The sequence below is a fragment of the Pseudomonas sp. FeN3W genome, assembly GCA_030263805.2.
GTDB classification, from domain to species: Bacteria; Pseudomonadota; Gammaproteobacteria; order Pseudomonadales; family Pseudomonadaceae; genus Stutzerimonas; species Stutzerimonas stutzeri_G.
Map to the genome: position 1 here is coordinate 4,145,660 of CP136010.1, position 21,650 is coordinate 4,167,309.

Sequence of the window (21,650 nt, forward strand, 5' to 3'; positions counted from 1 at the left end):
TTGGATAGCATGGGCATTCAGAGCGACTCGAGGAAGCTCAGCAGTGCGGTGCGTTCGTTCTGGTCGTAGCCAAGCACGATCTGGCGCGCCTTTTCGGCTTCGCCGCCGTGCCAGAGTATGGCTTCGAGCAGGTTGCGGGCGCGGCCGTCGTGCAGGAACTGGGTATGCCCGCTGACTGCCTGGGTCAGGCCAATGCCCCACAGCGGTGGCGTGCGCCACTCCCGGCCGTTGGCCTCGAATTCCGGGCGGTCATCCGCGAGGCCTTCGCCCATGTCGTGCAGCAGCAGGTCGGTGTACGGGCGAATGACCTGATTGGCCTGCTCCGGTTCCGCGGCGTCGGCAGCGGTGGTGAACTTTGGCACGTGGCAGCTCTGGCAGCCGGCGCGGTGAAACAGCGTCTTGCCGGCGAGCACCTGGGGGTCGTCGACGTTCCGGCGCGCAGGTACGCCAAGATTGCGGGTGTAGAACAGCACTTGGGCGAGGATGTCGTCGCTCACTTCCGGCTCGCCACCATTCGGCATCGCGCGGCACTCGGTCTGCCGGTCGGTGCAGCTGCTACCGCTGAACAGGCTGGTGGACAGACCCATGTCGTTGAAGAAGGCGTCGGCATTCTGCTGGTTGAGGCTCGGCTGACCGGCCTTCCAGCCGAAGCGGCCAATCACCGTCTGTCGGCTGGTCTGGTCGAAGACCCGGTTCGGGCGGCCGGAGATGCCGTCGCCGTTGCGGTCATCGGGATCGGCATTGGCCAGCAGTGCTTCTTCGGGAATGGCTTCGAGCAGGCCCAGGCCGATCATCGGTGGCGCGATGCGCAGTGACATCCGGGTATCCGGATGCATGTCGCCATAGGCCAGGTCGTTCAGCTCGATTTCCGGCCTGCGCAGCTCGACTACGGTGCCATCGGCGAAGCGCACCTGCTCGGTCGAATAGCGCAGCCGTACCTTGCCTTCCGGGGCGACGCCGGGGATCGCCATGTCCTGCAGCTGGCCGCCGTAGCTCGGTTCCGGTGCGATGCCACGTTCACGGACGACTTCGGCGTGCTCGGGAGCGGCCGGAATGGACAGCCGGACCAGCATCGACACGGCGCTGGCCGCATCGGGTGCCGGCGGATGGCCGCGACCGTCCTTGATATGGCAGTTCTGGCAGGCATTGGTATTCAGCAGCGGGCCAAGGCCATCGCGAGCGGTGGTGGATGCCGGGGCGATGACCCAGGGATTGCGGAAGAAGCTGTTGCCGACGCTGAAGTCGAGTCGGCGCATCGGTGCCAGGTTGGCCGAAGGCATGGAGTAGGCGTTCTGGTCGAACTTCATCACCGTGCTGCCGCCGCCGGAGAGCGCTTCACCAGGTTCGGGCTGGGAGAACGTCGGTGTTTCGTCGTTATCGCAGCCGACCAGGGCCAGAGCCAGCAATGGGAGGAGGCGGCGAAACAACGGGTGCATCGGGAGTACCTGCGGAACGGTGAATTAAGCCGCGCAATCTTAGCAGGCTAATCGTAATGGAATAAGAGGGATTTGCATTTGCGTGCAGGGGGATTGCGCGCTGCGAGAGGGAGCGGACGTAACGACAAGTCCGGCACGGGCGCAACAGCTGCGCCCGTGCCGGTGCGATCAGAACTCGTGATCGGCGGTGTCGGGGTTGAGGTCGCTGATGCCGAGGGCGCCGGCGGCCTGCTCGATCGCGGCGGTCTGCTTCACCAGTGCGGCGATGGCATCGCGCACTTTCTGCTGGCCTTCGGTGTTGTCCGAGGCGATCAGTTGGTCGAACGCTTCGCCGTTTTCAGCACTTTCCACCAGGACCTGCAGCTTGGCTTCGGTGGTTTCCAGGTCGGTCTTCAAGGTGCTGTCCACCTCCGGGCTGACGCCCTGAACCAGCGAGGCTAGGCTCGGACCGGTCAGCGTGGTGCCGTCGACGCGCTTGTACTCGCCCAGATAGACGTTGCGAATGCCGCGGGCATTGAAGAAGTGCGAATTGTGGGTGTTGTCGCTGAAGCAGTCGTGCTCGTCTTCGGTGGAGTTGGCCTCCAGTGCGACTTTCATGCGCTCGCCAGCCAGTTCGCCGAGGGACAGGCTGCCCATGCCGAAGAACATCTTGCGCAGGCCGTTTTCCGCGGTATCGGCTTCGAGGCTGGCGCGGTAGTTCTCCGCATTCGGCTGCCATTGCTCGACCATTTCCTGCAGGTCGCTGACCAGCAGTTCGGTCGCGACTTTCAGGTAGGTACGGCGGCGGTCGCAGTTGTCGCCGGTGCAGCCTTCGCCTTCGACGTAGTCGGTGTACGGCCGTTCGCCGGCACCCGGGCCTGTGCCATTGAGGTCCTGGCCCCAGAGCAGGAATTCGATCGCGTGGTAGCCGGTCGCGACGTTGGCTTCGGAGCCGGCCAGTTCGTTGAGGCTGGCCAGCAGCTCGGCGGTGATCTCGCTGGTGTCGACCTTGTCTTCGCCGATCTGCAGTTCGCTGTTGGCGATGATATTGGCCGTGGCGCCCGGGTTGCCGAGGGCGTGCTGGTAGTCGCCCTCGATGTAATCGATCAGGCCCTCATCCAGCGGCCAGGCATTGAGCTGACCTTCCCAGTCATCCACCACGGCGTTGCCGAAGCGGAACACCTCGGTCTGCATGTAGGGGACGCGGGCTGCCAGCCACGCCTGGCGTGCGGCCTGCAGCGTTTCTTCGCTGGGGTTGGCGAGGAGGGCGTCTACAGCCTCCTGCAGTTTCACGCCGGTGGCGTGGGCGTCGCTGAATACCGCCAGCGCCAGGTCGGCGTAGTGGCTGACGACCGCCTTGGCCGCTTGATCATCGGGCGCCTGCGCCTTTTCGGCTGGCACGCTTTCGGTAGTGCTCTGCGGGGCAGCAGTCTGGTTCGCGGGAGTCTTGTCCTCGCCGCAACCGGCGAGTGAGATGGCCACAGCGAGGAGGCTGGCGGTTGCCCAGATGGGGGTGCGTAGCATGTGCGGGTTCCTTTGCGTGCGAGTGAACGAAGCCGAGGGCTGCTCGGAAGCGGTCAATAATGCGAAAGATTTTCATTTTGTGCAAAGCCAATGCGTGCACAGGCTCTCTCTTGCGTTTCAATGCTGCCGGTAGAATGCTGGCGTTCTGACGCCCTTGTCCCTGGAGATGCTATGAGCCTGAGCGCGGTGGTTGTGCTGGTGGTGCTGTTTCTCGTCGCTGCTTACGCGGTGATCCTCTACAACGGGCTGGTGCGTCTGAAGCATGGCGTCAGCAAGGCCTGGGCCAATATCGACGTGCTACTGCGCCAGCGCCATGAGGAGTTGCCCAAGCTGGTGGAGACCTGCCGGCAGTACATGCAGCATGAACGCAGTACGCTGGAACAGGTGATCAGCGCGCGCAATGCGGTGTCCAGCGCGCGGGAGCAAGGTGATGTGGGGGCGCTGGGGCAAGCCGAAACGGGTCTGCGTGCCGGCCTCGGGCGGTTGTTCGCGCTGGCCGAAAACTACCCCGAGCTCAAGGCCAACGAGAGTTTCCGCCATTTGCAGCAACGCATCAGCGGGCTGGAGAGCGGAATCGCCGATCGTCGCGAGCTGTACAACGAGGCGGTCAACCTGAACAACGTGCGCATCGAGCAATTCCCCGATGTACTGCTGGCACGGGCGTTCGACTTCAAGGAGGCCGCCCTGCTGCAGTTCAGCGAGGCGGAGAAGGTCGACGTCGATCTCAAGGCGCTGTTCGGCTGAAATGCATCCGGGGCAGATTTTCACCCTCGCTCTCGCCGCCGCGCTCTGCATCGGCGGGGCGTGGATCTGCATCGGCCGCTGGTCGCGTGCCCGTCACGTGCTCGATACCCCGACTTCCCGCATTCGCTCGGCAGCCCAGGGCTATGTCGAGCTGGTTGGTGTGCTACGCGAGCTGATGGTGCCGCAGCCGGTGGCGCCGCTGACCGGCGAGCACTGTCTGTGGTGGCGCTACCGTATCGAGGAATACCGCTCCAACGGCAAGCGCAGCAGCTGGAGCGTGGTCGAGCGAGGCGTCAGTGAGGCCTGGCTACGTCTGGCCGATGCCACCGGTGAATGCCTGGTCGATCCGCGCGGCGCGGAGGTACATCCCGCCTTTCGCAAGGTCTGGACCGGCGATCTGCGTCACCCGCGCGGTGTCGCTCCGAGTGGCTGGCTCGGCCTGTTCAGCAGCGGCAAGCGCTATCGCTACACCGAGGAACGTCTGCACGAGGGCGAGCCGCTTTACGCGCTCGGTGATTTCCGCACCAGCGGCGGCGGGCGACAGGGCCTTGACCTGCAGTCCGCCAAGCGCGACGTGATCCGGCAGTGGAAGGGGGATTTCGCCGGCCTGCTGCAGCGCTTCGACAGCAACGCCGACGGTCAGCTCGACGAGCAGGAGTGGAACCGCGTACGTCTGGCGGCCCGCCTCGAAGCGGAAGATCGGCATCGTGAGAGCAGCGCCGCGCCGGCTTTGCATCAGCTGGGCCAACCGAGCGAAGCGCTGCCTTTCGTGCTATCCAGCCACGGTGAGGAAGTGCTTATCCGACGCTTCTACTGGCAGGCCGCCGGTGGTGCATTAATGTGCCTGGCGGGCTCCGTCTGGCTGGCGCTGCAGCTGGGTGTGACGGCCTGGTAACGGCGGGGGCTCAGCGCTTGCGTTTCTCGGCGATCCAGATGGTATGCCGCGTGCCGCGGTTGCCGTGGGCGAAGACCTGCACCTCTTCGGCCTTGAAGCCGGCCTTGACGAGCTTGTCGGAAAAGGCACGGTCGGCACTGGCCGACCAGACCGCGAGGATGCCGGACGGGCGCAACGCGCGGGCGCAGGCGTTGAGGCCGTCAGCCGAGTAGAGCCAACTGTTGCTCTTCTGCGTCAGGCCCTCGGGACCGTTGTCGACGTCCAGCATGATCGCATCGAAGCCCTGGGCTTGATCCCGCAGCAGCTCGGCGACGTCCTGGTTCAGTACCTGAGCGCGGGCATCGCGTAGCGGATGACCGCTCTTCTCGCCGAGCGCGCCGCGGTTCCACTCGATCACGCCGGGCACCAGTTCGGCGACCAGCACTTCGGCGTCCGCCCCGAGATGGCGCAACGCCGAAGCGAGGGTAAAGCCCATTCCCAGGCCGCCAATCAGCACACGTGCCTGCGCCCGAGCGGCGATCCGTTTGCAGGGAATCTCCGCCAGTGCATCTTCCGAGCCATGGGTACGCGTGTTCATCAGCTGATTGCCGTTTCCGCCCTGGATCTTGATGACGAAGTCATCGCCATATTCGAACAGGCACAAGGCGCCGCCAGTGGGAATGGCAGCGGTATCCAGAAGTACGAAGCGTTTCATTGGGGCTCGTCGTAGGCCGGGGCCGAAAAGGCGGAAAGTGTGGCCTATGTGGCCATGACTGGCCAGCGTCAGGAGTTGTTAGTGCGGGTGGCGGATCGAGGCGGCGATGTGCGTCAGCTGCGCGCTGTCGGGCTAACGCAGCTCGGAATTGACTGCCCGATCGAATGGCGTCGACTGGCGCAGCAGCAGATCGAGATCGCGGGCGGGCAGCGGCTTGCTGTAGTAGTAGCCCTGGCCTTCCTGGCAGCCTTCGGCGATCAGATAGGCTTCCTGCTCCGGGGTTTCGACGCCCTCGGCGATCACCGTCATACCGAGGCTCTTACCCAGCTGGATAACCGCGCGCACGATGGTCGCGCCCTCGTCCTGGCCGATGTCCTGGACAAAGCTCTTGTCGATCTTGATCTTGTCCAGCGGCAAGCTCTTGAGATAACTCAGCGAGGAGTAACCGGTACCGAAATCGTCGATCGCGATCAGTGCGCCGGAGCGCCGCAAACTGTGCAGGTTGTGCGCTGCCGCGTCGATGTCTTCCATCAGCCCCGTCTCGGTCACCTCCAGTTCGAGGGTTTCGGCCGGCAACTGGTGTTTCTGCAGCAGCTCGCCGATCATCTGCGGCAGTTGCGGGTGGCGCAGTTGTACGGTGGAGAGGTTCACCGCGACGCGCAGACCGCTGTAGCCCTCGGCATGCCACTGGCGCAGCTGGCTGCAGGCCTGATCGAGCACCCATTGGCCGATCTCGATGATGCTGCCGTTCTGCTCCGCCAGCGGGATGAACAGATCCGGCGGCACCAGTTTGCCCTGAGGATGTTTCCAGCGAATCAGTGCTTCGACACCGGTGATGCGGTTCTGGCGGTAGTCGACCTGGGGCTGGTAGACCAGATGGAACTCGTTGCGCTTGAGCGCTTCGCTGAGATCCTTTTCCAGCTCCCGACGGGCGCGCATCTCGCTGTCGATGCTGGCGACATAGAACTGGTAGCGGTTGCGTGAGCGGCTCTTGGCCAGCGTCATGGTCTGCTCGGCCTTCTGCAGCAGCTTCTCGGTGTTGTCGCCATCTTCCGGGTACAGGGTGATGCCGATGGTGGCGCGCAGCCGAATCGGGTCGCCGTCGAAGTCGATGGGATTTTCCAGATCGTCCAGCAGCGCCTGGGCCAGCTCTGCGGCCTCGTAGGGCTGTTCGATGCCGCTGAGCACCAGGACGAACTGATCGCCGCCCAATCGTGCCAGCGCGCCGAGACGGCCTGCGGAGCCGCGCAGGCGGTCGGCCAGTGCCTTGAGCAGGCAATCGCCGGCCTGATAGCTGTACTGCTCGTTCACGCCCTTGAAGTCGTCGAGCCCCAGACAGAGCACGGCGACGCGACGCTGCATGCGTCGTGCCTCGTCGAGAATGTGGTCGAGCTGGCTTTGCAGCTGCTGCCGATTCGGCAGGCCGGTCAGGGAGTCGTACTGCGTCATGCGATGCAGGCTGCTTTCAGCCTCCTGACGCAGGTGCATGTTGTGTTCGATGGAGGCGAGCAGACCGTTGGCCGTTTCCACCCACAGACCCAGCTCGTTGCGCTCATGGCCTCGGATCATCGGCAGCTTGTGCTCGCCGGGACGGTCGGGGTTGATCCGCGCCAGATGCTCGATGAGCTTGGTCAGCGGGCGGGTCAGCAACCACTGGTAGATCAGGAAAAGCACGAAGCCCAGCGTCAGCGCACGCAGGATACCGACGATGAAGATGACGATGGAGTCGTTGACGAATTCCTGGCCATATCGGGCCGTGTCCAGAGTGATGCGCAGCTCGCCGTAATACTCGTTGTAAGGCGGTTTGCCGATCAGCGGAGTCGAGAACTGCCGGTCGCGGTGGAGAATCGGATCGGTCAGCCAGCGTGTCGTCAGGTCGATAGGTGGTCTGATCTTCAGCGCCAGCATGCCTTCGTCCGGATGGCCGATGGATGCCATGCGAATCGATTCGTGCTGGAACAGCCCTTCCATCACCTGGGCGCCCATCTCGCGGTCGAGGCTGTAGATCGCCTGAGTGGATGGGTCACGGGTCATGCGCAGAATGCGCTGGGCATCGGCTTCGATCAGCTGGCGTGTCTTGTAGGCGCCAAAAATGATCTGCGCGCAACTGAGCACCAGTCCTACCGCAAGCGCCGATAGCAGGACTACACGCAGGAGCTTACGCGACAGGCTATTGCGCATTTCCAGCTTCAAATGAAGGTCCTTTTCCGTGCCGACGCTCGGTTGCGGAAGTATTGTTAGTCATTCGGCAATCGTCAAAGGCAATTAAACCAATAAGTCAGCAAGCGCCGACTGTGCCGGCAGTACGACTTAGGATGCAAGCCCAAAGGCGTAATCCTAAGGAAACATTGCGTGTCGATTTCCGATTCCGTAAGGCGAAGGTTTTTTCGGACTGCAAATGTATAGCGGCAGGCGACGCCGAACCCTTAAATGAAAATGCCCGCATCAAGTGCGGGCATTTTCGTTAGCGCTGGGTGACTCAGCCCGCGAAGTTCTTCGCGACGAAGTCCCAGTTGACCAGGTTCCAGAACGCTTCGACGAACTTCGGACGAGCGTTGCGGTAGTCGATGTAGTAGGCGTGTTCCCAGACGTCACAGGTCAGCAGCGGCTTGTCGCCTGCAGTCATCGGGTTGCCGGCACCGATGGTGCTCGCCAGGCCGAGGCTGCCGTCGGACTTCTTCACCAGCCACGCCCAGCCGGAGCCGAAGGTGCCGATGGCGGTCTTGGTGAACTCTTCCTTGAACTTGTCGAAGGAGCCGAAGGAGGCGTTGATGGCATCGGCCAGGGCGCCAGTCGGCTGACCACCGGCGTTCGGCGCCAGGCAGTTCCAGAAGAAGGTGTGGTTCCAGACCTGGGCGGCGTTGTTGAAAATGCCACCGGAAGAAGTCTTGATGATGCTTTCCAGATCCTTGCCTTCGAACTCGGTGCCCGGGATCAGGTTGTTCAGGTTGGTCACGTAAGCAGCGTGGTGCTTGTCGTGGTGGTAGTCCAGCGTCTCGGCGGACATGTGCGGTTCGAGAGCGTTCTTTTCGTAAGGCAGCGGCGGCAATTCGAAAGCCATGATGTATCTCCTACTCAGGTGTCGAGGATTGATGCGGCCAGCTGGAAGGAGCGTGCGAGGCGTGCCGGCGATGCCGGTGAGCAGGAGCGAATGTTCGTCCCGCCCTGACCTCTGTCGTTCCCTTCGCTCGCTACATGCTTGCGCAATCTCTGGCCGTTCACGGTCGGCCGAACAGACAGACTGAAGCCTTCCGCTCCATGTCTGCGAGCCAGCGATCATAGCACCCGACCTGCGGCAAAACCACGCGGCAACTGTATGGAATATAGGTTCCAGAGGGGTTGGCGAGGTGAAGCAGCGGATGCAAACAACTGGCTGCGCCTTGCGTGGACCGCGCCGCCGGGCTGGACGTTCCTTGCAACCTGCAAAAATGGCGCGCGGCTGGATGTCGCGCGCGGGTGTCAGCCGGCGAATGCGAGCTGTGTGGCAATCGCGAACATCATGGCGGCGACGCCGAGGTCGATCAGGCGCCAGGTCAACGGGCGGGCCAGCCAGGGCGCGAGCCAGGCGCCACCGAGGGCCAGGGTCATGAACCACAGGGTCGATGCGCTGGCAGCGCCCAGTGTGTAGGCGCCTGGCTCGGGCTGCTGGGCGCCGAGCGAGCCGATCAGTACCACGGTATCGAGATAGACGTGCGGATTGAGCAATGTCACCGCCAGCGCGGCCAGTAGCACCGCACGCAGCGGGCGCGGCTGCGCATCAGCGCTGCGCAAGCTCTGTGGCTTGACTGCGCGGCGCAGCGCCAGCGCGCCATACCAGAGCAGGAAGGCCACGCCGCCCCAGCGGGTGATCTCCAGCAGTAGCGGGTTGTCCGCCAGCACCGCTGCCAGCCCGAACACGCCGACGCTGACCAGCAGTACGTCACAGAGGATGCACAGCGCCGCCACTGGCAGATGGTGCTCCCGACGCAGGCTTTGTGCGAGCACGAAGGCATTCTGCGCACCGATCGCCATGATCAGTCCTGCCGCGACCAGAAGGCCGTTGATATAGCTTTGCCAGATTGCATTCATGTCGCCCGCCTCGTCCGATTTGCTGGCGAGTCTGGACAGTTGAGCGTTATAAGAAAAACAAATTTTCCTCAGGGTGCATTAGGAATACTGATGTTCGATTACAAATTACTTGCAGCGCTTGCGGCGGTTGTCGAGCAGGCGGGTTTCGAGCGAGCCGCGCAGACGTTGGGTCTTTCGCAATCGGCCATATCCCAGCGGATCAAACTACTCGAGGCGCGCGTCGGTCAGCCAGTGCTGCTGCGCGATACGCCGCCGCGGCCGACCGAGCTCGGTCAACGCTTACTCAACCATGTGCAGCAGGTGCGGTTGCTCGAGCGGGATCTGCAAGGACAGGTTCCGGCGCTGGACGAGAATCGTCTGCCCGAACGGCTGCGAATTGCCCTGAACGCCGACAGCCTGGCGACCTGGTGGGCCGGCGCGGTAGCGGCTTTCTGCGCCGAGCATCGGGTGCTGCTCGATCATGTGGTGGAGGACCAGGCGGTCGGGCTCAAACGCATGCGCGCTGGCGAGGTCGCAGCTTGCGTGTGCGCGGCGGAACGGCCGCTGGCAGGCGCACGCAGTCAGTTTCTTGGGGCGATGCGCTATCGCGCACTGGCCAGTCCGGCCTTTGTCCGCCGGCATTTCCAACGACCAGCGGTCGCTGCGGATCTGGCTCGGGTGCCTGCCGTGGTCTTCGGCCCGGATGACCAGCTGCAACACCGCTACATGGCGGCAGTCGGCGGGGGAGAGGCGTTCGTCCATCACCTCTGCCCATCGTCCGAGGGTTTCGTGCGCCTACTGCAGAGCGGGCTTGGCTGGGGATTGGTGCCGGAGTTGCAAGTGCGCGGCGAACTTGCGCGCGGGGAATTGGTCGATGTGCTGTCCGGACCGCCGATCGACGTGCCTTTGTATTGGCATCACTGGCGTAATGGCGGGCAATTGCTCGACGAGTTGACCCTGCATCTGGTGCGTTGCGCCAGCGACTGGCTGCTCGTCGATTGAGTGCTCAGGCGAGTACGCGCTGGCCTCGGTAAATGCGTACCGTGGCGCCGCTACTGGCCGTGCGAGGTGGAGGTGGTGGTGCCGGCAACCGGTCACTGAATGCGGCGAGCTGGCGTCCGAGTTCGCGGGTCAACTCGTCGTTGGAGTTCATGCACCCGGCAAGCATTGCCGTAACCGCATCCGGTTGGTCGAGATGGATGTCGAGTTGCTGCTCATCGCGAAGTCTGCGTCGCAGGCTGCGCATGCAGTCGATAACCGCCTTGTTCAGCTCCATGCTGTGTTCCTCGTGAATTGCCCTAAGGCCCAACATCCCTGTCGGAAGTGTCTATCCGCTGGCAAGAGAGACAGAGCAAGTGGCGTACCAATCTCCGGCGTTGCTGCGCGGATCTTGCATCTGACAGGCGAAGCGCCCGGCTGGCGAGGCCTGCAGACTGCCCGTAGTCGATGGTGATTGCTATGGTGCGGTGCTTACGGGTCTGCCGAGTGCGTCGTTCGATGCACCGTGATGCGTATCACACGCGGCGCACTGCTCTACCACGGTGCATCTGCTCCACCGGCGCGCCGTCACTGATGGGCACGCTCTGAATCGTTATACTGCGCGCTGTATTTCGCACCGCGCCATTGAAGGTACCCCATGCGCAACGATGCTCACGACGAACTGGACAACATTCCCAGCCTGACCGCAGGCCGTGATCGCGTGGAGCCCTATCCGGCGCCGGATCTCGAGCCGATCCGCAGAACCGCGGACGAGCCCGTGGATGACGGTCGTTCCCGCCAGAAACGTCGCCCCGCAAGCCCCGCTGGCAAGGTGAGCACGGCGCCTCTATGGGTCATGGTGCTGGCCTTGCTCCTCAGCCTGGGTGCGCTCGGCTGGTGGAGTTATCAGAAGATCGCCATGCTGGAAATGCAGCTGGTCGCCACCCAGGAAAGCTTCGCGCGTATCAGCGAGGATGCCGCGGGACGCCTGCAGGACATCACCGGCAAAGTCGTTGCGACCGAGTCCAATGTGACCACGGAAAGCGAGGCGGTGAAGCTGCGCATCAAGCAGTTGGAGCAACAGGCCATCGATCTTGACCGCAAGCAGCAGGCCTTTGCGACCGAACAGCAGAGTCTGGCTGGCAAGCAGGGCAATCAGGATCGGCGCATGGACGAACAGGGCAAGCGCCTCGAGCAGCTGGGTGCCGACCTGCAAGCTCAGCAGGGGAGTACTGCGACGCTGGCAGAGAGCGTCAAGACGCTGGGCAGCGAGCAGGCTTCACTCAAATCGACCCTGGACGAGCAGGCCAAGCTGGCCGGACGGGTCGACAGCCTGAGCAAGGACATCGCGGCGCTTAAGCAGAGCGGTAACCAGAGTCAGGCGATCAGCAGGCTGGAGCAGGACATCCTGGTGCTGCGCAGTGAGCTGGACAATCGGCCGGCCCCTGCACCGAACGCGATCAATACCGCCGAGTTCGACTCCTTCCGCGCTCAGGTCACCCGCACCATCAATGCCATGCAGGGGCAGATCGCCAATCTGCAAGGTCAGCTCGACGGACGTTGACCGTGCGCCAGCCGCCGCGCGTATTGCGCGACGGCGGCCTTTCGCGCTCTTCAGGCCTTACAGGTCCCAGGCCAGCGACAGCCCCACTCCGTGGTCGCGGTTATCGTTGCCCCGGTAATGGTAGTTGGCGCGCAATGCCAGACCTGGTGTCAGACGGTGCGCCAGGCCCACGCTGAAGCGCGTCTGGTCGCCGGTCGGTACCGCGCCCGGTAGCTCGAAGCTGTTGCCCGACACGCTGTTCAGCGACATGCGCAAGTCACGCCGGTCTTCGTCCTCGCGCTCCACCTCCCGTGCCACTTCGCCGAACAGCCGCGTGCGTTCGCTCAGCGCATAGTCACCGAACAGACCGAGCGACAGGCGCAGTGAATCCAGTTCCTGATCTTCATAGCTCAGCGCGGTTGAGCGTTCGCCCTGTTCGCGGTAACCGTCGACTTCGACCTTCTGATAGCTGGCGCCGACGAATGGGCCGAACTGCATCTGGTCGCCTGGCTGCATCAGGTTGAAGCCAACCTTCGCCGCTGCGCCCCATAGCGTGCCTTCGGTGTCACCCTTTTCCGCTCGCTCGCTGATGCCGAGGGCGAAGGTACGCTTCAGGTCGTGGTAATCCAGATAACCGGCGCTGAGGCTGAAGTCGGCGAACAGGCGCTGGTATTCGTAACGGGCGAAGGCCGTTGCCAGGTAGCTGCGCATGTCGTATTCGGAGTCGTTTCTGCCCAGTTCCAGCGAGTTTTCCGCCAGGCCCAGGCTGACGCCGGCAAGCCATGTCTCGCTCAGACGCTGGGTAACGCCAAGCGACAGGCTCAGGCCGCTACCGTCACCGCCACCGTAACCGTCGTACTCAGGCCGGTTGTAACCACCCTGGACGAAGGTGCGCCAGGCGCCGACCGCCTGCCAGTCGCCGCGCCGGGCGGACAGTTCGTTGTCCAGTTGTTGCAGATGGGCGCGCAAGGCCGAGCGGCCCATCTCCGGCAGCAGGGACACTTCCCAAGGCGCGGAAATGATCGAGTACAGATAGTCGGCGCTGATCTGATGAACAGCGGTGGTTGGATGGACGGCGTCATTGAACAGCAGGCGGCTAGGATCAGGCGCTGTGCCGCCGAGGCTGTAGGTCGGGTCCGGCAGGCACGGCGACGTCGAGGATGACGGGTCGAAGCACACTGCAGTCTGCGCCACATTGGGGTCGAAGCCAAAGGCGGCCAGGTCAGCACGTACCTCGGCCAGCAACAGGCGATTGTTCACCAGCACGTAGTTGCCACCCCGGGCTTGCAGCTGGCTCGCCAACTCGGTGTTGAACTGGTCGCTCAGGAAGTTGAATGTGGCGGCCTGGCCAGTGATGAAGCCCAGCGGCGTGGTGCCGACATCCGGCAGATCGGAGACGATGATGTAGCGCGCGCCCGCGGCCTGCAGTGCAGCGACACCCGCCACCAGATTACCGGCAGCGTCAGCCATCGTGACCGGGTTGGTGCCGAGCTGGAAAATGTCGTTACCGCCGCCGTTCAGGTAGTAGAGCGCATTGCTGTCGACGCGCGGGTTCTCGACCAGGTAGCCAGGCCGGGTCCGGGCAGAGCCGCCTGCGGAAACGGTCGAATCGAGGGTGATCGAGTCGAGAATCTGGTCGGTACGGTAACCGCCGACGGCATAGTTGGTACCGTCCGGATTGCCTGTGAGTACTGTCGGTAACAGCGGTGTGGAAGGTAACGATTGCAGGCCCAGCATGCTTGCCAGGCGCTGCGTGCCGACCTCGCCAATATATTCGCCGGCACCGTAGGTGGGGCCGGTGCGGTTGGTGAAGCGCAAACCTCCAGTAGGATTGCCGCCCAGTGTCGGGCTTTGCAGGTCGGGAAAGTTGCCGGCATCGCTCAGCGAGTCGCCGAACACGACTAACTGACTGAACGGGCCGTCATCGGCGATAGCCGCGCCTGTCGCGCAGGTGAGTAGAATGGCTGCCGCAAGCGGTTTGAGAGCGCTCTGCACGGGTAACTCCTTATTGTTCTTTTTGTTTGGATGCATCGCCCGCGTGTACGCGGGCGATCCGGTCACGCTAGTGGGAGTGGGCAGCGGCTATAAGCGCCCGAAAGGGCGATTTTTCCAAATGGCAGATCGTTCTTAGGAGGTACTCAAAGCCGCGAATTCATTGTCCTGGCTCAAGGGTTTTTAATGGCTAACTGATACCATTCGCCGCGCTTGCGCTTCTGTGGACGTCCGATGCACCGCCGAACGATGAAATGTGCTTTGAGACGGATATGAAAGCAGCCGACGGCGTCCGGAACCGCCGGCTGTAAAGAACCTTCCCTGCCTGGGAGCACAATAATAAATGCCATCGATTCTCGACCTGCTGCGCAGTCGCCTGAGCTCGTTGCTACCCAGCGAACTCAAGCCCAACGAGCTTCGTCATCTGCTGAGCCCGCGACGCCATCCGCTGCTGCTCTGCCAGCGCCGCGCGACCCTGATCGTCAACCGCGTTCGCCTGTTCGCCTTTCTGTTCGCAGTGCTGACCCCGCTGTGGAGCCTGATCGATCTGATGGTGTTCGAGCCCAGGCTGTGGGCGGCGCTGGCCGGTTTTCGGATGATGGCGTGCCTGGCGTTCACCTGCCTGCTGCTGTTCTACCGTCCGAGCGGCAATCTGCTGGACGCCTATCGAGCGATCGCGATCCTGTTCGCCATCCCGACCATCTTCTACATCGCCTCGCATACCTTGCTCGGCAGCTATCAGCTGGCGCAGTTTTCCGCGGTGGTCGGCGCCGGCTACGCCTTTCTGCCGTTCGTACTGATGGCCGGGCTGACCATTTTTCCGCTGACCCTGGTGGAGAATCTCGTGCTCTCCAGCCTGCTGCTGCTGGCCCAGGCACTGGCTGGCTATCTCAGCTGGGCGACGCTGAACTGGCCGTCGTTCGCCGGTGCCTTCTGGCTGTTGATCCTGATCGCCGGCGTCGCCAGCCTGGCCAGCATGAGCCAGCTGGCGTTCATGTTCGCGTTGGTGCGCCAGGCCATCCGCGACCCGCTCACCGGGGTTTTCTCCCGCGGCAGCGGCGAGGAGATTCTTCGGCTGCAGTGGGACAGCGCGCAGCGCAAGGATGGTCCGCTGGCGCTGGCATTCATCGACCTCGACCACTTCAAGTCGATCAACGACAACCATGGCCATGAGTCCGGCGATCAGGTCCTGCGCGAGGCGGCCAGGCGTCTGGTGGCGACGCTGCGAGGCTCGGACAGCCTGTTGCGCTGGGGCGGCGAAGAGTTCCTGCTGATCATGCCGGAGACCGACATGCAGCAGGCGCACATGGCGCTTGAGCGCATCGTTGGCCAGGGTCTCGGCGTGCGGCCGGACGGTGCACCGCTGACGGCGAGCATCGGGCTGGCCGAACGCCGTTGCGATCGGATCGCAGACTGTCGGGACCTGCTGGAGCTGGCGGATAAGCGCATGTATTACGCCAAGATGCGCGGGCGTAATCGCCTCTGCGCCACGGATCCGGAGGCTGTGCAACCGCCGCAGGCATTCGTCATGCGCGACTAGTCGCGCGTCGCTCCGTCAGCCATTGTCCAGGCCGAAGACGTACCGCATATAGCTGACGAACGCCTCGTCGCGGCACATGGTCTTGCCCGGCGAGTCGGAGATCTTCGCCACCGGCTGACCATTGCAGGCGGTCATCTTGATGACCATGTTGGTCGGCTCCACGCCTGGAATGTCGCAGGTGAGTCCGGTGCCGATGCCAAAGCTGGGGTTGCTGCGCCCGATGAGCGCGCGGTGGATTTCCAGCGCTCTGGCCAGGTCGAGGCCATCGGAAAAGATCAGCTGGCGGGTTTTCGGATCGATACCCAGGCGCTGGTAATGCGCGATGGCCTTCTCCGCCCACAGTAGAGGGTCGCCCGAGTCATGGCGCAGGCCGTCGAACAGCTTGGCGAAGTAGAGATCGAAGTCGCGCAGGAAGGCATCCATGGTGATGCAGTCGGTCAGCGCGATGCCCAGCGCCCCACGATATTCGCGAACCCAGCAGTCCAGCGCCGCGACCTGGCTGTCGATGAGTCGCGGGCCGAGCTGCTGGTGCGCCATGATCCACTCGTGGGCCATGGTGCCCATCGGCCTCACATTCCGTGTGCGAGCCAGATGCACGTTGCTGGTGCCGGCGAAACAACCGGGAAAATCGCATTGCAGTCGGTCCACCACCATCGCCTGTACGGCAAAGGAGAAGCGACGGCGTGTGCCGAAATCAGCCAGGGTAAAGCTGGCCAGTTCGTCACGGCTGGCCTGGCTGCGTAGCCAGTTCAGCTTCTCATCCAGCCGGTCGCGCGCCTGGGCCAGCGTCACCGCGGGATAGCGCGCGCGGTTGCGCACCTCGCTGACGATGGCCAGCAGCGGCACTTCGAACAGGATCACGTGGAGCCAGGGGCCGCGCAGGTGCATCACCAGCTCGCCGTCCTCGATGTTCACCTGCAGATAACGCAGGTCGAAACGGAACAAGCCGAGGAAACGGATGAAGTCGGGCTGCATGTAGGGGATGCGCTCGAGGTAGGCCAGCTCCTCGGTCGTCATTTGCAGCTCGGCAAGCGCCTCGATCTGCTGGCGGATCTCGTCGAGGTAGGGAGTCAGGTCTTCACCGGAGCGGCTGCGGAATGCCCACTCCACCTCCGCATTCGGATAGTGATGCAGCACCGCCTGCATCATGGTGAGCTTGTAGAAATCGGTATCCAGCAGGCTCTGGACGATTCGTTCGGAAAAGGCGCTGCTGTTCATCGACCGCTCCAGCTTGAAATGCCTGTCGATGATATCGACAAACGGCGAGGGATGCTGGTCATCGTTATAAGTGAGGGAAATCAAATAACGACAGATATCAGCTTCTGCCAGCTGTCGCTTTGCGCAAACCGCTTATAAAAACGGTGCTGTCCGTTATATATCGATCAGATAGCGATATAGCATTATTTTTGCGATTGTTCTTTAGGGCATTCGCTTAAAATGATTGAATTAAATAAATGAAGAAGGGCAGGGCCGTTATGGCGCCTGCCCTTCTTCATTTCGTCAGCTTTTAGCTGCTGCGGCCACCGCCGTGGCTGTTCTGGCCACCCTTGCGGCCGGCCTCGGAAGCCTTCTCGCGGTCGTTGGCGAAGTTTCCGCCGCTGTTGTGACCACCCTTGCGGCCGGCCTCGGAAGCTTTCTCTCGATCATTGGCGAAGTTGCCAGGATTACTATTTGCCATGTGTTTTTCTCCTCAATTGGATAGACACTTTCACAAACGGCTGAAAGAGAGAGATCAATCAGCCTCACTGTGTCAGAGGGAAGTACAAGGCTAGAGTTTCGGTGAGTTCGAAAGTGTAGACGAATGGTTTTCCCCATGTTGCGTATGACTATGGCGGACTGAAATTACAGGCGAAGCGGTAAAACTGCAGAAATGATGCGAGTATCCGAGAACGGGCTTATCCAGCCGCGCTTCAAGCCGCGAGTTTTGTCTTGCGCTCGGCCAGAAGGCGCATCACGTAGCCGATCTTCAGCGCCGTGGGGCCGAGGATGACCAGCGCATGGGCAGCGATGATGCTGCCCATCGCCAGATGTCGTTCGAACAGATAGGCGCCGCTGATGCCCAGCAGCAGAAGCAGTACGCCTGCGACCATCAGTGCATTAGCGGCGCTCATCAGACGTTGCGGGGAAGCGGGGTGATAAAGCATGACCGAATCTCCTTCAAGGAGAGGCTCGCGCCGGGCGAGCCTCCGGATGGATCAATCGAGTGCTGAAGCGGGGCCGAAGAACTCGTAGCGGGTTTGCTGCTCCGGTACGCCAAGCGATTTCAGCTGACGGCGAACTGCGGCCATGAAGGGTTTGGGCCCAAGGAAATAGGCATCCACGTTGCGGTCTTCCGGTAGCCATTCGCCAAGCTGTTGCTCGGTCAGGCGGCCGACGGCATCCGGCGCGGCATCGGCGCCGTTGTGCTGCTCATAGCAGTAGAAACGCTTGAGCTGTACATGACGCTCGGCCAACGCGTCCACGCTGCGGCGGAACGCGTGCACGCCGGCATTGCGCGCGCAGTGGATGAAGTGCACCGGCCGAGCGCTGGCCAGCGCCTGTTCCAGCATCGCCAGGGTTGGCGTGATGCCGACGCCACCGCTGATCAGCACCAGGGGCTTTTCGCTCGGTTCGAGGATGAACTCGCCAGCCGGCGCGAACAGCTCCAGCACGGCACCTTCGGGCATGGCATGCAACGCATTGGAGACGACCCCACCGGGCTCGCGCTTGACGCTGATGCGGTACTCGCTGCCATTGCCGGCGGCGGACAGCGAGTAGTTGCGACGTACCTCGTTGCCCTCGACCCGGAGCCTGAGGCCGATGTACTGGCCGGGCAGGAAATCCATTAGCGGCCCGCCATCCTCCGGCTCCAGGTGGAACGAGGTGATCTCCTCGCTCTCCTTGACCTTGCGCGCGATGCGGAACGGGCGCGCACCACGCCAGCCACCCGGGGCTTCGGCCTTGGCCTGGTAGAGCCGTTCCTCCTGCCCGATGAGCAGGTCTGCCAGCTGCTGATAGGCCGCGGCCCAGGCGTCGATCACCGCATCGGTGGCGATGGTCTCACCAAGGACCTCGCGGATGGCCCGCAACAGGCAGCTACCGACCAGTGGGTAGTGCTCGGGCAGCACCTGCAGGGCGACGTGCTTGTTGATGACCTGCGCCACCAGTGGGCCGAGGGCTTCGAGGCGGTCGATATGCCGGGCGTACATCAGCACACCGTTGGCCAGTGCACGTGGTTGTTCACCGCTGGCCTGGTGCGCCTGGTTGAACAACGGGTTCACCTCGGGGTGTTCGCTCAGCAGGAGCTTGTAGAAGTGGGTGGTCAGGGCTTCGCCGCCGTTTTCCAGCAATGGCACGGTGGCTTTGATTAGGGCGATCTGTTCAGCGCAAAGCATTGAATACTCCTCTGGTGGGAAAACCGGACGGTGTTCGCCGGAGCGGCCACGTGCCGTTGTGCCAGAGGTATTTCAACAATCGTTCCAGGTTGGAATTGACTGGAATCAAGGTTTTCAGGGCTGTCATGGTGAATTGAACCAGCGACTTGCAAGGTTTTTATCACCCGTTAATGGTTATTTGAACCCTTGCGCTAGCGGGGCGAACCTCGCGGCTCGCCCGCTTTCATATAGGAGAACTCATCAGTCATAACCAGGGAGACAGGCACATGGAGATCTACCACATCACTCACGAAGACGAGCGTTGGGTGCTGCGCGAAGAGGGCGATCAGCGTGCGTTGATCGAGGCCGCAAGGCGCGAAGACATCCTCGACGAGACGCGGGACTACATGAAGCTGCGTACCTCGCTCGTCAAAGTGCATGCGGAAAATGGCGAGGTCGCGGAAGAGCATCGCTACCCTCAGGAGCAGGACCCGCTGGCAACCGGAGGGTAGTGCTTTGCTGGCTAATCGACCCGGCTGGTGCGGGGCGCGCGCAGCGTCAGCCCCAGCCAGGTCGCGAGCAGGAACGGCAGGGTCAGGGGCGGCAGGCCCAGCGCGTTGCACGCCAGCCAGATCGCCACGGCGGCGACCATCCCGAGTAGTGGAAGGCGCCAGCCACCACGCCATTGCGCCAGGGCCAGTGCGGCGAGCGCCGGGTTGAAACCGGCCAGGCCATCGGACCAGGGCGCACCGAGCAGGCCCGCCACCAGCAGCCCCAACGCCGAGCCGGCCAGCAGCCACAACGCCTCGCGCAGCGATGCCAAGGCGACGCCCGTCAGCAGGCAGGCCGCAGCGAGCGGCGCGTCGAGAAATACCACCTGACCGATACCCAGCAGCCAGGCGGCCAGCAGTGTCATTGCGTCCGCCGATGGCATACCGGACGGCGTGACCGGCGCCGGCGCGATGACCAGCAAGGCGAGCAGGCCGATAAGCACGAAGGGCAGGGTGAAGCCCGGCAAGCTGCCGTCGCGGCGCAGCCGAGCGAGTAGCCAGGCCTGCAGCGGACAGCTGGCCAGCGCCGCCACCCCGATCAGCGCCAGGCTGGTGCCGGTCAATCCCAGCAGATGAACCAGCAGCGCGCCGAGCAGCGCGGCGTTGTAACCGTAGAGGCCGTCAGCGCGGTCCGCCGTCGAATAGCCCAGCCAGGCGGCGGCGAGGTGGGCGACCAGCACGCCGCACAACGCACCGGCGAGCAACATGGGCGCACTGCCGGCGAGAGCCAGCATGACCAGTGCACCGCAGCCGGCATGGCGCTGCAGAAAGATCTGGGCGAAGGCATGCAGCACGGCGCGCAGCTGCAAAGGGGCGGGCATCGACGAAATCCGAGGCGAGCGCGAAGGCACCGGCTCGCACGGAGCCGGCGGCGAAGTCGAAGAGAATCGGCCGGGCCAGCGCCCGGCTCCTGTCAGGGCAGGACTTCGATGCGCAGCGAGTTGGTGGTGCCCGGCTGGCCCAGCGGCACGCCGGCGGTGATCAGCACCGTGTCGCCGCTTTCGGCCATGCCCTGCGCCTGCGCCAGTTCGACGGCGTGGCTGCTGACCTGCTCCATATCGCGCATCGGCGCATCCACCACCGAATACACGCCCCAGGCCACCGTCAGCTTGCGCGCGGTGGCGGTGCTGGGCGTCAGGCTGAGGATCGGCGTGGCCGGGCGTTCGCGCGCGGCGCGCAGGCTGGAGCGGCCGGACTCGGTGTAGTTGACCAACACCGCCACCGGCAGGATGCCGCTGATCCGGCGGATCGCGCAGCTGATGGCATCCGGCAGCGTCGCCTCGGCGTTGGGCCGGTGCACGTCGAGCTGCGCCTGGAAATCCGGGCCGCTTTCCACCTGGCGGATGATCTTGCTCATCATGCTCACCGCTTCCAGGGGGTAATCACCGGACGCGGTTTCCGCCGATAGCATCACCGCATCGGCGCCTTCGGCCACCGCGTTGGCCACGTCGGTGACCTCGGCGCGGGTCGGTGCCGGCGCGAAGCGCATGGATTCGAGCATCTGCGTCGCCACCACCACCGGACGGCCGAGCTGGCGGCAGATGCGTACGATGTCCTTCTGGATGCGCGGTACGTTCTCCGGCGGCACCTCCACGCCCAGGTCGCCACGCGCCACCATGATGGCGTCGGACAGCCGGGCGATCTCGCGCAGGTGCTGTACCGCCGAGGGCTTCTCAATCTTGGCCATGAGGAAGGCCCGCTCGCCGATCAGCTTGCGCGCCTCCTGAATGTCCTGCGGGCGCTGTACGAACGACAGTGCCACCCAGTCCACGCCCAACTGCAGGCCGAAGGTCAGGTCCTGCCGATCCTTCGCCGTCAGTGGCGACAGTTCCAGCACCGCCTCCGGCACGTTGACCCCCTTGCGGTCGGACAGCTCGCCGCCGGCCACCACGCGGGTATCGATGGCGTCGGCATGGCGCTCGGTGACCGTCAGGCGCAGCCGGCCATCGTCGATCAACAGCTGCATGCCCGGTTCCAGCGCGGCGATGATCTCCGGGTGTGGCAGGTTCACGCGGCGGCTGTCGCCCGGTGTCGGGTCCAGATCCAGCCGGAAGGCCTGCTCGCGCTCCAGCCGCACCTTGCCCGCGGCGAAGCGGCCGACCCTGAGCTTGGGCCCCTGCAGGTCCATGAGGATGCCGATCGGCTGGTTCAACTCCTGCTCGACCTGGCGGATCCAGGCGAAGCGCTCGGCGTGATCGGCGTGCTCGCCATGGCTGAAGTTCAGGCGGAACAGGTTCACGCCGGCCTCGACCAGTGCGCGCACGTCGTCGACGCTGCGGGTGGCTGGGCCAAGGGTGGCGAGGATCTTGACCTTCTTGTCATGTGTCATGGCGGAGCTCTATCGGCAGTTGTTGTTCTGATGCGCGCCTGAACG

General features: G+C 63.5%; 19 protein-coding genes and 1 pseudogene. 6 read left to right on the forward strand and 14 right to left on the reverse strand.

Annotation, left to right across the window (positions count from 1 at the left end):
* Positions 1–17: 17 nt before the first annotated feature.
* Together P5704_019535 and P5704_019540 are read right to left on the reverse strand one after the other, a co-directional pair.
* Positions 18–1,436, reverse strand: a complete 1,419-nt coding sequence (locus P5704_019535; protein WOF78192.1) for a di-heme oxidoredictase family protein — start codon at positions 1,434–1,436, stop codon at positions 18–20.
* Positions 1,437–1,604: 168 nt separating this feature from the next.
* The gene (locus P5704_019540) at positions 1,605–2,939 is read right to left on the reverse strand and encodes an imelysin family protein (protein ID WOF78193.1); all 1,335 of its coding nucleotides are present in this window, start codon (positions 2,937–2,939) and stop codon (positions 1,605–1,607) included.
* A gap of 171 nt (positions 2,940–3,110) precedes the next feature.
* On the opposite strand from P5704_019540, the gene P5704_019545 reads away from it, so the two are divergent.
* Together P5704_019545 and P5704_019550 are read left to right on the forward strand one after the other, a co-directional pair.
* Positions 3,111–3,683: a LemA family protein gene (locus P5704_019545; GenBank protein ID WOF78194.1), complete on the forward strand. Its 573-nt coding sequence runs from the start codon at positions 3,111–3,113 to the stop codon at positions 3,681–3,683.
* Between the two features lies 1 nt (position 3,684).
* Entirely contained in the window at positions 3,685–4,578 is an 894-nt protein-coding gene (locus tag P5704_019550) for a GIDE domain-containing protein (protein ID WOF78195.1), read from the forward strand.
* Positions 4,579–4,588: 10 nt separating this feature from the next.
* Here the strand turns inward: P5704_019550 and P5704_019555 are convergent, their stop codons facing one another.
* The 4 genes from P5704_019555 to P5704_019570 all read right to left on the reverse strand — a co-directional run bounded on the left by P5704_019555 (position 4,589) and on the right by P5704_019570 (position 9,340).
* Positions 4,589–5,272 (reverse strand): MnmC family methyltransferase, encoded by a 684-nt coding sequence (locus tag P5704_019555; GenBank protein WOF78196.1) that lies wholly within the window; start codon positions 5,270–5,272, stop codon positions 4,589–4,591.
* A 132-nt stretch (positions 5,273–5,404) separates the two neighbouring features.
* Positions 5,405–7,465, reverse strand: coding sequence for an EAL domain-containing protein (locus P5704_019560; GenBank protein ID WOF78197.1), 2,061 nt, complete (start codon positions 7,463–7,465; stop codon positions 5,405–5,407).
* Between the two features lie 286 nt (positions 7,466–7,751).
* Positions 7,752–8,333, reverse strand: coding sequence for a Fe-Mn family superoxide dismutase (locus tag P5704_019565; GenBank protein WOF78198.1), 582 nt, complete (start codon positions 8,331–8,333; stop codon positions 7,752–7,754).
* A 398-nt stretch (positions 8,334–8,731) separates the two neighbouring features.
* Positions 8,732–9,340: a LysE/ArgO family amino acid transporter gene (locus tag P5704_019570; protein WOF78199.1), complete on the reverse strand. Its 609-nt coding sequence runs from the start codon at positions 9,338–9,340 to the stop codon at positions 8,732–8,734.
* Positions 9,341–9,424: 84 nt separating this feature from the next.
* Here P5704_019570 and P5704_019575 point away from each other — a divergent pair, with 84 nt between their 5' ends.
* Complete coding sequence (locus tag P5704_019575; protein ID WOF81283.1) at positions 9,425–10,321, forward strand: LysR family transcriptional regulator ArgP; 897 nt, start codon at positions 9,425–9,427, stop codon at positions 10,319–10,321.
* A 4-nt stretch (positions 10,322–10,325) separates the two neighbouring features.
* Here the strand turns inward: P5704_019575 and P5704_019580 are convergent, their stop codons facing one another.
* Complete coding sequence (locus tag P5704_019580; GenBank protein ID WOF78200.1) at positions 10,326–10,595, reverse strand: hypothetical protein; 270 nt, start codon at positions 10,593–10,595, stop codon at positions 10,326–10,328.
* A 360-nt stretch (positions 10,596–10,955) separates the two neighbouring features.
* Between P5704_019580 and P5704_019585 the strand changes: the two genes are divergently transcribed.
* The gene (locus P5704_019585) at positions 10,956–11,861 is read left to right on the forward strand and encodes an ATPase (protein ID WOF78201.1); all 906 of its coding nucleotides are present in this window, start codon (positions 10,956–10,958) and stop codon (positions 11,859–11,861) included.
* 57 nt (positions 11,862–11,918) lie between these two features.
* Here the strand turns inward: P5704_019585 and P5704_019590 are convergent, their stop codons facing one another.
* Positions 11,919–13,835 (reverse strand): autotransporter domain-containing esterase, encoded by a 1,917-nt coding sequence (locus P5704_019590; GenBank protein WOF78202.1) that lies wholly within the window; start codon positions 13,833–13,835, stop codon positions 11,919–11,921.
* A gap of 340 nt (positions 13,836–14,175) precedes the next feature.
* Between P5704_019590 and P5704_019595 the strand changes: the two genes are divergently transcribed.
* The gene (locus tag P5704_019595; protein ID WOF78203.1) at positions 14,176–15,372 is read left to right on the forward strand and encodes a GGDEF domain-containing protein; all 1,197 of its coding nucleotides are present in this window, start codon (positions 14,176–14,178) and stop codon (positions 15,370–15,372) included.
* Between the two features lie 15 nt (positions 15,373–15,387).
* Here P5704_019595 and pncB read toward each other — a convergent pair whose 3' ends face one another.
* From pncB to hmpA, 4 genes and pseudogenes are all read right to left on the reverse strand, one after another.
* Positions 15,388–16,590 carry a nicotinate phosphoribosyltransferase gene (pncB, locus tag P5704_019600; GenBank protein ID WOF78204.1) on the reverse strand — a complete coding sequence of 401 codons (1,203 nt, stop codon included), beginning with the start codon at positions 16,588–16,590 and terminating at the stop codon, positions 15,388–15,390.
* Positions 16,591–16,879: 289 nt separating this feature from the next.
* Positions 16,880–17,032: pseudogene (locus P5704_019605) on the reverse strand (general stress protein).
* Between the two features lie 250 nt (positions 17,033–17,282).
* Positions 17,283–17,516, reverse strand: coding sequence for a hypothetical protein (locus P5704_019610; protein WOF78205.1), 234 nt, complete (start codon positions 17,514–17,516; stop codon positions 17,283–17,285).
* Positions 17,517–17,567: 51 nt separating this feature from the next.
* Positions 17,568–18,746, reverse strand: a complete 1,179-nt coding sequence (hmpA, locus tag P5704_019615) for an NO-inducible flavohemoprotein (protein WOF78206.1) — start codon at positions 18,744–18,746, stop codon at positions 17,568–17,570.
* Between the two features lie 266 nt (positions 18,747–19,012).
* Here hmpA and P5704_019620 point away from each other — a divergent pair, with 266 nt between their 5' ends.
* Entirely contained in the window at positions 19,013–19,237 is a 225-nt protein-coding gene (locus tag P5704_019620) for a DUF2188 domain-containing protein (GenBank protein ID WOF78207.1), read from the forward strand.
* 11 nt (positions 19,238–19,248) lie between these two features.
* Here the strand turns inward: P5704_019620 and P5704_019625 are convergent, their stop codons facing one another.
* Complete coding sequence (locus P5704_019625; protein ID WOF78208.1) at positions 19,249–20,097, reverse strand: urea transporter; 849 nt, start codon at positions 20,095–20,097, stop codon at positions 19,249–19,251.
* A 92-nt stretch (positions 20,098–20,189) separates the two neighbouring features.
* Positions 20,190–21,605, reverse strand: coding sequence for a pyruvate kinase (gene pyk, locus P5704_019630; protein WOF78209.1), 1,416 nt, complete (start codon positions 21,603–21,605; stop codon positions 20,190–20,192).
* Positions 21,606–21,650: the final 45 nt, after the last annotated feature.